Below are 12,102 nucleotides of genomic sequence, written 5' to 3' on the forward strand. Positions count from 1 at the left end.
AATATGGGCAACCTGAATGATGATTGCTTGATGCTCTTCCAATGCTGTATGCTTGTGAAGGGACATTCCCGCGCATTAATTTGTGATGTTCAGAGGGGACAATTGTATTTCATTCCGAATACACTCTACTTTATCCTCACGAGCTATGACGACTTTAGTATAAACGAAATCAAGGACAGCTTTGATGAGGTGTATCATGAATATATTGACGAATACTTTGCATTTTTAGTAGAAAATGAACTTGCAATTCGATTACCAAAGGAAGAAAAGAAGATGTTTCCTAAAATATCTACAGAATGGCGAACGCCTCTACCTTTGACGAATGCGGTGATTGACATCGGGAAACAATTTGATAAAGGCCTAGTTTCGAAAGGAATACAACAACTGAGTGCATTAAAATGCTATGCGATACAGATTCGCTTTTTTGATGAAACCGATTTGGCAAATATCCAATATGTCTTGGATTTGTGTGCAGAAACCTCTATACGGGCACTAAGTATACTCATAAAAGACAGCCCTGGCCTATCGAACGACATCCTCACTGAATGGACTGACAAATATCAAAAGGTACAAGATATTACGTTACATACGTTACTCAATCGTAGCAAATATAGCCCGAATCAAACCATTTTACTAAATGAACGCTCGGTTACATCAAGTTTATGTTGTGGGAATATTACGCAAGCTTATTTTACCACAAGCATAGATCTCTTCACCGAATCCCTCCACCACAACACTTGTCTCAACCGCAAGATAGCGATAGACGTGGACGGCAATATCAAAAACTGCCCCTCAATGGCGGAATCCTTCGGTAACATACGGGAAACTACACTGGATGAAGCACTGTTAAAGCCTGGCTTTAAGAAATATTGGGATATTACCAAAGATAAAATCCACGTCTGCAAAGATTGTGAATTTCGGCATATCTGTACGGATTGCCGTGCGTACGTCGAAGACCCCGAGGATATATTCAGTAAACCGCTTAAATGTGGATACAACCCTTACACTGGGGATTGGTCAGAATGGAGTACCAACCCCCTGAAACAAAAAAACATAGACCACTATGGCCTCCGGGAAATAGTAGATATAGCGGGGGAGATGTAAACGTCCGATCAGCCCAGTTGTGCATAATTTTTTTGCTAGTTGTTAATGAGGAGAAGGTGAACATCATCCATCATAAATGATCACCATTTATTTGTGTAGGGATTGAACGAGCATTGTTTATTCTTCCTGTATCCGCCTTCCGATTTGATGATTTCTGTATTGTCGACACACATATACCTGTATTGACAATCTTTACATACAAGGATGATATCATTGTGTAGAAACCAACACTTTTGAAAAGAAGAGGTTGAAATTACATCTTTAATTGATTCACTACAAACATTACCATGAAAAGTCTCATGTGATAAATAATTTTTTATAAACCCATTTCTATCAATTGAAACTTTTCTGTTTAGACCTATATTATGCTGTTGACTTTCCAGGAAAGTATCTAGAGAAAGAAAAAAGTTTTCAGCACTAACCACATCATGAGTTGAACATGTAATCTTTTGCGGTATAAAGAAACCTCGAGTGGAACTTTGATCGTAATACTTTGACAAATCTTCTTGTTCTGGCGCTTCAAAAATATGCAATCGTGCAATTCTTTTACACGTAGATGTGAAATCAATTATCTGAGTACTGCTTACATCTTTGTAATAAGGAATAAACACTTCAAATCCTTTAATGCAACTACTATCGAAATTGTCCAGAATTTTTTTAAGCTCCTCAATATGAGTAAAACTAAGAAAGCGAAGTTGTATAAATTGACAATTCAAGCCTTCTAGCTGTCTTAATACATCTAAAAGATCGTAAGGTGATGATTCATCTACCTCAATTACTGCGTTTTGAATGCGTAGAGGAGAATGCCAAGACATGTTTATTTCGGGGAAAAACTGAGGATTGTCTGTAAAAAAACCTATCTCTTCATCTACAAAGAACTGAAAATAGGCATCAATACCTCTATCATATTGATTTAAGAACATTTTTTTCAGTTCACCAATGCTAAGAACATTTTTTTTATTTTCATTAATAATTTCAAAAAGTAAAGGGTCAATGACATGGTAAAGCCCTCTATCTGTGTCATAGATTAAGCACTCAACACTTCCTTTAACAGGAATGCAAGAGGCAAATAATTTAAAATATAACGCGTCATTTAGCATCTTCTACAGCAATTAAATTCATAGTGAAACGGGAACTATCAATGTTGACGTAGTCTAACTTAACAAAACCGTAAGTTTCGTTAAAATAGGAAGTTAAACTACTGGTACCAAGCGAACTTTCTCCCTTAGCGAACACAACATGACAATCCAATATTCCTAGAAAGCCTGTGTCAACCTTAATCTGACCGAGAATTTCATAAGAGTGAGATATATCAACAGTTCCTTTCCATATAGCCCATTCTTTATCACTCCACTGGTCTCCTACTTTAAAAGACCAATTCCATTTTCGTCCTACCTTACAAGGCATTTTAATGTATGGGTAGGGATTTATCTGAAGATAATGGAAATACCTTGGCCTACGCCAGGGGTGCATCCATATGTTTTTCGCGTTTTCAACTACTCCCGAAAATTCAATAGGATAAGACAGGCTGTCTCCGATCAAATAGTACTTATAAAAAAGCTCTGTTTGTTTGTAGTCCGGAAAGTATTCAATAAATGTAGCCTCTTCTTGAGCTGTTACAGAGATTTTCGTAATAGTTTTTGTAGTTAGTTTGTCAACTGGCGTTAATGAATAACCTTCCCGAGAAATTTTATATTCTTCATTATCGGTATTGAAAAAAGAGCAACTATAAATATACTCTCTTCCTGGAATATAGATGCGATTATCATCATTATATGAATTGTGTTTGGAAGTGGGTAAGGAATCGACTATTTCAATTTCCATACCATCTTCATCTGTAAAATATTCTGCACCACTGTTAATGCTTTGACAAGAGAATATCAGAGTTAAGACAAATACATTTAAAAAAATAGCAAGAGTTGAATTTTTCATTTTTTAACAATATTTGCAATTGGTTTAGCTAGGAAACCAACCTGATAGCTAGAGGAGTGGTGAAGGTCACTTTTTCCAATCCTTTTAGAAGACTTAAAAACATCTACTTTTCTAGTCAATTGCATACATATTGGTAGCTGACTTGTTGGTCTACTAAATAATAAAAGCACTTCTTTTATGTTTTCTGAATCAGTAATATTTTTACTGTTTTTTTTAGACTGTTTTATCATTTCTTAATTATTAATTTTAAAAGTGTTTTTTTAACGATTTAAAACTATATCCCCTTCGCTAATTTATCTGCAATAACCTTGTCAAGGTTGTAATTGCAGGGATGGGAGGTCATTCCGTATTGCCCGACTGGATTAATCTCAAGGAAGATGAATTTTTTATTCTTGCTGTAAATTAAATCTATAGAGCCGCAGTTGAGGTCAATTTCTTGCATTAGTGTTTTAATTTTTTCTTCCACATCACGTGGAAGCTGAAATGGAATATTTCGATTCCGCCTTTTAGTGTTGTATCTTCTGAAGTCTATATTCGTTTGAGAATCTAGTTGTGAAAATATTGCCATTGAATAGCATTCTCCATCCAAATAAAAAGTTCTTATTTCAATTTCTTTTTCTATCAGTTCTTGAAAACAAGATAATGCAAACTCTTCAGGGAAATCATCTATGTGCTCACGGGTAATTTCCTCCGTATAACCCATGTGCGGTATATTATCAATATTAAAGCCGATCCCTTCATAAGAGGGTTTGGTGACAATCCTCTTTTTTTTCATCAAAAAACGCAGAACCTCCTTTTTCTTTTCCGTAACTAAAGTGCTGGGGATTGTAAAGCCACATTTTGTTGCTAATATCAAAGTTTCTAATTTGTTGATATTGTGAACCTTAGGGTTGCCTATGCAGAAGCAGTTATTTCTTATCATAGATATTATTCCACTACGAGCAGATTCTATTTCCTTATGGAAATACCTATTGAAACGATCTTGATCACCCAGGTTTACTTGCCCCCTAGCCTCCGAAAATGAAATTTTAGGCAAAGATTGAGGTAACCGACGAAACCATACCTGGCCGATATTTAAAGAACTATCTTCTTCTTTACTCGAATTGATAGACATTGTAAATGAATTCCATGACTTATTAATATCACCATTTATTCTTGTATAAGGATGACAGTTTAAATAAAGCCAGTCAATTACGTTGTTAGTAGAATTATCGGAATTTGATGAAAAAATTGTAATCATTGACTGTTTACAAGTTAAGAAAGGCCTTAAGCCTTAATTTTTTTAAAAAAATATTTAAACACTCATCAATATTCAATCTTGTCCATGAATCAGTATCTTCAATGAATAGCGTTGAGCAGTAATAATGACTATGTAGCCTCTCTTGTTATTTGATTAACTAAAGAGGCTACTGCAATAGTTGGCGTAAATAATTCTCTATGCAACTACAGGGGTATCTGGAGCAGAGTAGTCGGAGGTTGCTATAACCTCTGAGCCGTTATCTGTTGTATAATGAGTTCCATCATCACAACGTTCAAGATAATAACTTGACTCTCCTCCCTTGGTGTTGAAAACTTCATTGGGGGTGATTTTCGCTGCATTAAATTTTTTTAATAATACATCTTTCATTGTATAGGTTTTTTATTGTTAAAAATGTTAAAAGATAAGCCTTTTAGTCATTGGAGGAGCCATAATCCTCGGTATGAGAAATTGTTTCCCCATCTCTATCTATCCAATGTTGTGTACAACCATCATCATCAAAGGTTCCACCTTTGGTATGGCATCCACCAAAAGTAGAACTTACCAGAATGGTGTCAAGTTTCTTCCCCTCAAACTGTTTAAACAGTTTGTCATTAGAATTTTTCATGAAAATTAATTTTATCGATTTAGAAGACTAATTATTGTGACTAAAACAACAGATGCTTTTCACAATACTACATTTCAAATATACTCCCTACTACTGCACCATTCTTTCAGTTGCCATAAATTGATGGTTTTTATAAACATACCTGTAAAAGCCCTGCTCGGCCAGATACCTTACGTCAAAGATTTTAGTGCAGGCTGATGAATCATGTTTCACCGCTTTTCTGAGATTATCATAAATTGCTTCAGAGGGAGATTGAAGCGTCGCCAGATAAAAAGATATTGAAAAATAATTTTTTGCTTCGTAAGCTTCTACAAGCTTTTTTCGACGAGTTTCATATTGATCTTCCCTGATCGACTCCTGTCTTTCTGGAATAAATGGTTCTGTCTGTTCACGGCAACTTTGAAAAAGGGTAAATAATAAGAAGCATAGCGCTATGAGGTGGGAAATAGCCTTGGTAGTGGTGTTATTTTGATGCATAAAAGTAAGGTGTTAATTGTTATTCTTCTTCTTCCGCCTCTCCCACCAATCCTCCAGCACCCGCTCATCATCCAAGTCTGCGGGCGAAGTAATCTCAATATCAAAAAAGGCAGCGTATTCTTTGATGGGCTCGAAACCGACACTCGCTCTGATGCTGTCAATGTTGAGAGGGTCTTCGACGGGGTAAACGGCAGACTTGCCCGTTACCGGATGTTTGGCAATTTGGGTGCCGTAACGCTGCCTTTGGCCTCTTCTCATCAGCACGCGATCTTGAAGGAAGGCGTAACTGGACATTCTGCTTTCCCCCTTTTCGGCAGATGCTCGGAGGAGCGGCAAGTATTTTTCCTGCACTTCAAGCGGGGAATGCTGAACCACCTGCCAGAGTGCCCGATTTGCCGGTTCTCCTATTTTGTTGATGGCCAGCCAGCCGTGCTGGTCTAGTACAGATGCGACATAGATGAGGTTAAAACTATCCTGCATTTCCATCAGGTCGTAGTAAGCATTCAACTGGAGCGAATCATCCGCAAATTTTTCGCGGGCGCAGCTGAGGAGTTGCCTTAGGGTTTGGTCTTTGACCTTAATTTGATGTAAGGTGTCGGCTATCCCGCTGTACTTTTCTCTTCTTGCGTAGTTGGTGTCCATTATTTCCCGAAAGCGTTTGTGCTGCCGGAGGAACTCATATTCCGGATCGTTTTCTAAGCTCTCCAAAATTTTCTGGGGTTGCCAGCGCAGTAGTAAGGCTCTTTCGAGATAAAAAATAGAGCGTTCCTGGTTGCCCGCTTCGGTCCAATAGGAAAAACCATACGTATAAAAACCACTATCAGGAAACTGCCCTCCCTTCATTTTCAGTGCTTGATCGCACCGCTCACCTGCGGCGGCATATTGCCCCAAGTCAAATAAACTATCGGCCTGGTGGAACAGGTAATGAAATTCCTTGCCATGAGAATTTTGGGCAATCGTTGAATTGGGGAGTATCCCAAATAGAATAAGCGCACTCGCACAAAGAGCGATTTTTGTTGAGTTAGTAGAGAGCATAGTAAAATATTTGGACACACATTTTTGAACAGTCTCCCAAAAAGATCACTATGACAAGAGATCGAGATGGAAAAATAAAGAAGGCTCCTTGTAGTCCCCAGACTATCCCGACCTTCTTGGTCGGGAATATATCCTGCTGGTCTCCGGACCAGCGAGTCATGAATAATACATCTCTAAAAGTGTCACGCTCCTTTACCAGCTAGACACGCTACTCCTGTACCTCCCCCCGCGCAAGCTGCCTGGAGGGTGCGACCGCAGGGAAGCAGTGGCCCTTCTCCCGACTGTCGCAGTCGGGAGAAGGGCCACGGAGCGAATAGCGAACCCCGGAAGGGAGCGACCCTGCCCCGACCAGCGGAAGGGGCAGGGATGCGCCCAAATGATTGTCTTACTCCATTTTCACAGCTTCCATCTCCCTAAAGAGCTTCACTGTAATGGCTTGCACTTTGGTGCGGTAATCGACAAAGTCTTCCGTTACCAACTTGTTTACGCTTTCCAGAACTTCGGCTGTGTGTTGGCGGGCTTTCTCCATCGTGAAACCTACCATCTGGCTCGGTTCGCCGTTGATGTCGCCAATGTAACGGCGTACGCCCCAGAGGCTGTTCATTAAAGTATTGGGGTCGCGCTTAATGCCTTTTACGTCTTCGGGCTCCATGAAGAGCTCTTCTACTTGGGCGATGCTGTCGCGCAGGGCTTTGCCCCATTTTTTGACTTCTTGCTGGGTAGAATCTGGAGCGTGTACGAGGGCTTGCTCTACCAGTTTCATGTCTTTTTGCATTTCTTGCAGGCGGTTGAAAGCTTCGGTAGCAGCCGTTACAATTTTTTCCAGTTCGGCATTGGCAGCATCACGATTGGCCCAGGTGCTGGCAGCATATTCAATGCGTGGGTCAGCGTGTACGTTTACCGTGGTCTCACCACTTTCTTCGCCATAGGTCATCAGTAGCGTGTAGGTGCCGGGGGCAACACTCGCGCCGGTTGGAGGGTCTGCATCGGGCCTGCGCTCGCGGCGACTCGGGAATGAAAAACCATCACCGCGCAGGTTCCAGGTGAAGCGGTTAAACCCTGGCTCCACTTTCCTCGTAAAGGTGCGAATGGTATCACCAGCACTGTCGATAACCTGAATTTTCACCTTGTCGCTGCCACCTTTTTTCTTGCGTTTAGGTTGTCCTTCCGCTTCTTCGTCCCCTTCTTCCTGATCTTTCATCTCCTCTTTGGGAGCTTCTTCTGCTTTTTTGTCTTTAGGTTTTACCCATACCGTGAGCAGCGCGCCACGTGGGCGATCCTCTCCCACAAATTCAGCATCTGCAATAAAGCGAATTCCCTGATAGCTACGGCGTTCTGCCAAGTAGGCATCAGGAGAAGGGAAAGTGGCGAATGGTTTTTCCAAAATGGCACCTTCCGTGCGAGCGGCTTCCCTCATCGGGCGCAAATCGTCCAAAATCCAGGCGGCGCGGCCAAAAGTGCCGATAATCAAATCTTGCTCACGCGGGTGGATTTTCATATCCGCCACCGGCACACCGGGGAATCCTTCTGTCCACTTGGTCCAGTTTTTACCATAGTCGATACTGAAGTACAGGCCGTGGTCGGTGCCCAGCCATAGGTGACCAGGTTCCTGAGGGTCTTGCACTATGCTGAGGGTGTATCCGCTCACATCATCGGCGTCTACTATTCGGTCCCAATTTTGGCCGTAGCTGCGGGTGTGGTACACCATTGGCTCAAAATTATTACGGCGGTAATCATTCACCACCACAAAAGCTTCGCCCTGGTTTTTTTGCGATACTTCAATGTAAGGAATCCAGCTTCCGGCTGGCGCACCTGGTAGTTTGGCTGCAAGGTTGGTCCACGAATCACCACCGTCATGCGTCAGTTGCAGGTTGCCATCATCGGTGCCTACCCACAGGGTTTGCGCGTCAAAAGGGTCAGGAGCAATGGCCAGAATAGTGGTATAGTTTTCGGCTTGCGTGGCATCATAGGTCAGTCCACCACTGATATCGGCCTTTTGCTTCTCGGGGTCATTGGTCGTTAGGTCTGGGCTTATGATAGTCCAGTTTTGGCCACAGTCTGTACTTTTATGTACGTATTGGCTACCAAAGTAGATGGTGTTTTCTTCGTGTGGGTCTTGCGCCATGGCAGCATTCCAGTTGAAGCGTAACCGTTCTCCCTTTGGGTGAACAGGTTTAATGAAGGTTGTCGCGCCAGTCTTGCGGTCTACCAAGCCTACGTTACCACCTTGGCTCATAGCATATACGTAGCGGTTGTCGCTAGGCTTGAAAAACAGGTCAAAACCATCGCCGAAAAATACTTCTTGCCAATCGTGGTTAGTAATTCCTCCACTCTTCCAGGCTTGGCTGGGGCCTACCCACGAGCCATTGTCCTGCATACCACCGCCCACATTGTAGGGGATGTCCATGTCGTGATTGATATGGTAAAACTGTGCTGCCGGGATATTGGTCACAAAACGCCAGGTCTTGCCCCGGTCGCGGCTTATGTTTAGACCACCATCGTTGCCCTCAATCAAGTAGTTGGGGTCATTGGGGTGTACCCAAAAAGCATGGTGATCGGGGTGAACGTTGGTACCATAATCCAGAATCACCTTAAAGGTTTTACCTCCATCTTCACTCAAGCTTACATAGGTGTAGAGGTTGTAGATCCGGTTTTCGTTGATGGGGTCTACGTATAGTTCAGCATAGTAAAACGGCCGGTTGCCGATGTTCTTTTCGCTGACGAGGTTCCATTTTTTGCCGCCATCAGTACTTTTGTACAAACCGTTTACTTTGGCTTCCACCAGTGCGTAAATGATGTTCGGTTCGCTAGGTGCAATCGCCAAACCAATGCGGCCAAGGTCACCTTTAGGAAGGCCGTCTTCGGCAGTGCGTTGCACCCAGGTGTCGCCACCATCGTAGGTCATGTACAGACCAGATTGTGGGCCGCCAGAGTTGAAGTACCAAGGGTCGCGGTCAAATTCCCACATAGCAGCCAGCAGTTTGTCCGGGTTGGTAGGGTCCACCACCAGGTCGGCGATACCTACACCGTCGGCTACTTTGAGTACATGCTCCCAGGTGTTGCCACCATCTTCGGTACGAAAGACGCCCCGCTCGGGGTTAGGCCCCCAAATGGAGCCCATGGCCCCTACGTATACGATGTCGGGATTGTCACGATGGACGATGATGCGGTGAATGTTTCGTGTGTTCTCCAGGCCTACGAGTTCCCAGGTGTCGCCACCATCGCGGCTGCGGTAGAGGCCCTGCCCGGTATTGTGGCTATTTCTTGGGTTCCCTTCACCGGTGCCTACCCATATTTCGTCGGGATTGCGCTGGTTGATCTTGATAGCGCCAATGGCTTGTAGTGGTTGCTTGTCGAAGATCGCTTTCCAGGCAATACCGCCGTCGGTACTCTTCCAGACACCACCAGAGGCATTACCCGCGTAGATGATTTCCGGGTTACTGAGGTCAACATCAATGGCGGTGACACGACCGCTCATACCGGCGGGGCCGATGTTGCGAGGCGCCAGGTCGCCGAAGTATTTCTGTTCGGGTAGTTCCTGGGCTACCAGGCTGAAAGCGAGCAGCTGTAAAATGATAAGGGCAAAGACGTTGCGATGCAATGTCTGTACAAGGTTTGTAAATTGTCGCATACTAGTGTAGATAAAAGACATTATATCGCAACATTTTTGTTGCTATAAGGCCTATTCATTAAAGGTTTACAAGAGGGATTCTTCCCGTTGGTAAAGAAAAGCAAAACAGGCAGTTCTGCAAAATGTTTCACTGCATCAGGGGAGTTAGACGCTGCTTTATGATAGTTTGTTTTCGTATTTGGGCACTTCCCCTCCGCAAAGCTACGGGGCCGGGTCGTCCGCCACGCGCTATTCGCTTGGCCCTGCGGGCTGCCCGGTGCCCGGGCCTGACTCCCACCCCTAGTGCGGTGAACCTGGCAGAGGGGAGGGCTGATCGTAGATCGTACTGGTACGATTGGGTGCGGAGTGCGAGGTGCGGAGTGCGCTGAACGCTTCCGACTTCTGGCTTCCCATTTCCGACTTTTTGTGCGGGGTGCGGTGCGAGAAACAACCAACGTTTACACTCTTACACCTTTTTAACTTTTACACTAATGAGGGGCTCCCACCCCTAGTGCGAGGTGATTACCTGAATTCGGTGGCCTAACTTTTACACGCTTCCAACACTTATATCTTTACACCAGATTACTTCCTCCGACTTCGACTCGAAACGTATGATCGCACTCTACGGTTGGGACACATTTATGTGTTTTGACCTCAGTAGAGGTCATCTATTGGTAGAACGATGTTTATTAGGATTAAAAACGACCTCGGATGAGGTCGAATATCAATTCCTATTGGATGAGAGGGCCGAACGAATCAAAGCGGAGGGCTATATTTCCCATTATGCGACCTCATCCGAGGTCGTTTCTCATTTATTTATTGGTTTCTACCAATATTCCACCTCTCCGAGGTGTTTTTTCTTGATCCTGTTCTTTATTTTGTTGAAGATGTGTCCCAACGGTAGGCCGCACTAGTACGATGGCCGTCGTCTTCCCCGGAAAGAGCAAATTCAAAAATCAGGATCGTCAAGAATATCGGAGTTTGTACGCTTGGTTTTCGCTTTAGCGTACTGATTACCATAATACATGATAAAAGCAAATAGCGGCCAAACTATGAAAAACCAAAATTTTGCCATAGGTACGTGGTACATGGCTAATAAAAAGAATCCTTGTATAGCAATAGGTCCCCATAGAAGTTGGCCACCCTTTTTATGAAGACGATAATAACTAAAGCTGCAAATGATAATCCATATTCCTGGTGATTCGAGGAGGAAGGGAAGCAAGTTTTCCATTCCTTTATACCGTTCAATATATCCCCTTGATTGCCAAGTACCTAATCCGAATACCTCTCTTGTCAGTTGGAAGGCTCCAAAAAGGATAGCTAACCATAAAAAGAGCTGAGGAGTGGTAGGCTTTTTCATTGTTATTTCAAATCCAGAATATTCCCCATGTTGTAACAAGAGCGGCAGCGCGGTTCGTATTTGTCTTTCTCTCCCAATACTACGGTTGAATCTTCGGTCGAGAGACGGTAAGAGTGAGTGGCAAGGTTGCCGCAGTGAGAGCAAATGGCGTGTACTTTGGTGATATATTCAGCTACAGCTAGCAGTCCGGGGATGGGACCGAAGGGCAAGCCTCTGAAATCCATATCCAGCCCGGCGACGATCACTCTTTTACCCGAAAGGGCGAGTTTTTGAACGTTTTGAATCAAATCCTGATCAAAAAATTGGGCTTCATCAATACCTACAACGGTAACGTCGTCCCCTACTTTTAGGATTTTTTCGGAATGATCGATTGGGCTTGCCAGAATGAAATTTTCATCATGTGAAACGACTTTGACATTGTCGTAACGGGTATCAACGCGGGGTTTGTAGATTTCTACTTTTTGGTTAGCAAATTTGGCGCGTTTGAGGCGGCGTAAGAGTTCTTCGGTTTTTCCCGAAAACATGGAGCCGCAAATTACTTCAATCCAGCCACTGCGCTGCCCACGAAAGAAAGGTTCTAGAAACATAAGGTAAGCTTTAGCCCGAAAGATAGGGTAGCTTCACAATTTTACCCAAGAAAAACGGGTTATCCTTAGCACAATAACAGATAAGCCTTTATTTTTGGGCTCGTTCTGAAAATTATCCCGTCAAATTACTAA

The 12,102-nt window shown here is 43.3% G+C and carries 12 protein-coding genes; 1 reads left to right on the plus strand and 11 read right to left on the minus strand.

Annotation, left to right across the window (positions count from 1 at the left end; all coding sequences use genetic code 11):
- The first annotated feature begins 3 nt into the window (after positions 1–3).
- On the plus strand, positions 4–1,104 hold the full coding sequence (gwsS, locus tag A3EU_RS32515; protein WP_169433320.1) for a grasp-with-spasm system SPASM domain peptide maturase: 1,101 nt from the start codon (positions 4–6) through the stop codon (positions 1,102–1,104).
- A gap of 80 nt (positions 1,105–1,184) precedes the next feature.
- On the opposite strand, the gene gwsS (A3EU_RS0105000) is transcribed toward gwsS (A3EU_RS32515), so the two are convergent.
- From gwsS (A3EU_RS0105000) to A3EU_RS0105050, 11 genes are all read right to left on the minus strand, one after another.
- A complete protein-coding gene (gene gwsS / locus A3EU_RS0105000) occupies positions 1,185–2,204 on the minus strand; it encodes a grasp-with-spasm system SPASM domain peptide maturase (protein ID WP_020535030.1) in 1,020 nt (339 codons plus the stop codon).
- Positions 2,194–3,036, minus strand: a complete 843-nt coding sequence (locus A3EU_RS0105005) for a hypothetical protein (protein ID WP_020535031.1) — start codon at positions 3,034–3,036, stop codon at positions 2,194–2,196. The genes gwsS (A3EU_RS0105000) and A3EU_RS0105005 overlap by 11 nt, the downstream gene beginning before the upstream one ends.
- Positions 3,033–3,266 carry a hypothetical protein gene (locus A3EU_RS0105010; RefSeq protein WP_020535032.1) on the minus strand — a complete coding sequence of 78 codons (234 nt, stop codon included), beginning with the start codon at positions 3,264–3,266 and terminating at the stop codon, positions 3,033–3,035. Before A3EU_RS0105010 ends, A3EU_RS0105005 begins: the two co-directional genes overlap by 4 nt.
- A gap of 44 nt (positions 3,267–3,310) precedes the next feature.
- The gene (gene gwsG / locus A3EU_RS29450) at positions 3,311–4,276 is read right to left on the minus strand and encodes a grasp-with-spasm system ATP-grasp peptide maturase (RefSeq protein ID WP_071596849.1); all 966 of its coding nucleotides are present in this window, start codon (positions 4,274–4,276) and stop codon (positions 3,311–3,313) included.
- A 195-nt stretch (positions 4,277–4,471) separates the two neighbouring features.
- On the minus strand, positions 4,472–4,663 hold the full coding sequence (locus A3EU_RS0105020) for a hypothetical protein (RefSeq protein ID WP_020535034.1): 192 nt from the start codon (positions 4,661–4,663) through the stop codon (positions 4,472–4,474).
- Positions 4,664–4,706: 43 nt separating this feature from the next.
- Positions 4,707–4,901, minus strand: a complete 195-nt coding sequence (locus tag A3EU_RS0105025) for a hypothetical protein (protein ID WP_020535035.1) — start codon at positions 4,899–4,901, stop codon at positions 4,707–4,709.
- Between the two features lie 90 nt (positions 4,902–4,991).
- Positions 4,992–5,378: a hypothetical protein gene (locus A3EU_RS0105030; protein WP_020535036.1), complete on the minus strand. Its 387-nt coding sequence runs from the start codon at positions 5,376–5,378 to the stop codon at positions 4,992–4,994.
- A gap of 12 nt (positions 5,379–5,390) precedes the next feature.
- On the minus strand, positions 5,391–6,413 hold the full coding sequence (locus A3EU_RS32520; protein WP_020535037.1) for a DUF6624 domain-containing protein: 1,023 nt from the start codon (positions 6,411–6,413) through the stop codon (positions 5,391–5,393).
- Between the two features lie 385 nt (positions 6,414–6,798).
- Complete coding sequence (locus tag A3EU_RS0105040; RefSeq protein ID WP_044085498.1) at positions 6,799–10,044, minus strand: VPS10 domain-containing protein; 3,246 nt, start codon at positions 10,042–10,044, stop codon at positions 6,799–6,801.
- Between the two features lie 928 nt (positions 10,045–10,972).
- A complete protein-coding gene (locus A3EU_RS0105045; protein ID WP_020535039.1) occupies positions 10,973–11,383 on the minus strand; it encodes a hypothetical protein in 411 nt (136 codons plus the stop codon).
- Between the two features lie 2 nt (positions 11,384–11,385).
- Complete coding sequence (locus A3EU_RS0105050) at positions 11,386–11,970, minus strand: thymidine kinase (RefSeq protein ID WP_020535040.1); 585 nt, start codon at positions 11,968–11,970, stop codon at positions 11,386–11,388.
- Between the last annotated feature and the right edge of the window lie 132 nt (positions 11,971–12,102).

Source organism: Lewinella cohaerens DSM 23179 (genome assembly GCF_000379805.1).
In the GTDB taxonomy this organism is placed as follows: Bacteria; Bacteroidota; Bacteroidia; order Chitinophagales; family Saprospiraceae; genus Lewinella; species Lewinella cohaerens.

Bases quoted from the DNA above. Each gene is read 5' to 3' on its own strand.
- gwsS (WP_169433320.1), top strand. From the start codon at position 4: ATGGGCAACCTGAATGATGATTGCTTGATGCTCTTCCAATGCTGTATG.
- gwsS (WP_020535030.1), bottom strand. From the start codon at position 2,204: ATGCTAAATGACGCGTTATATTTTAAATTATTTGCCTCTTGCATTCCT.
- A3EU_RS0105005 (WP_020535031.1), bottom strand. From the start codon at position 3,036: ATGAAAAATTCAACTCTTGCTATTTTTTTAAATGTATTTGTCTTAACT.
- A3EU_RS0105010 (WP_020535032.1), bottom strand. From the start codon at position 3,266: ATGATAAAACAGTCTAAAAAAAACAGTAAAAATATTACTGATTCAGAA.
- gwsG (WP_071596849.1), bottom strand. From the start codon at position 4,276: ATGATTACAATTTTTTCATCAAATTCCGATAATTCTACTAACAACGTA.
- A3EU_RS0105020 (WP_020535034.1), bottom strand. From the start codon at position 4,663: ATGAAAGATGTATTATTAAAAAAATTTAATGCAGCGAAAATCACCCCC.
- A3EU_RS0105025 (WP_020535035.1), bottom strand. From the start codon at position 4,901: ATGAAAAATTCTAATGACAAACTGTTTAAACAGTTTGAGGGGAAGAAA.
- A3EU_RS0105030 (WP_020535036.1), bottom strand. From the start codon at position 5,378: ATGCATCAAAATAACACCACTACCAAGGCTATTTCCCACCTCATAGCG.
- A3EU_RS32520 (WP_020535037.1), bottom strand. From the start codon at position 6,413: ATGCTCTCTACTAACTCAACAAAAATCGCTCTTTGTGCGAGTGCGCTT.
- A3EU_RS0105040 (WP_044085498.1), bottom strand. From the start codon at position 10,044: ATGCGACAATTTACAAACCTTGTACAGACATTGCATCGCAACGTCTTT.
- A3EU_RS0105045 (WP_020535039.1), bottom strand. From the start codon at position 11,383: ATGAAAAAGCCTACCACTCCTCAGCTCTTTTTATGGTTAGCTATCCTT.
- A3EU_RS0105050 (WP_020535040.1), bottom strand. From the start codon at position 11,970: ATGTTTCTAGAACCTTTCTTTCGTGGGCAGCGCAGTGGCTGGATTGAA.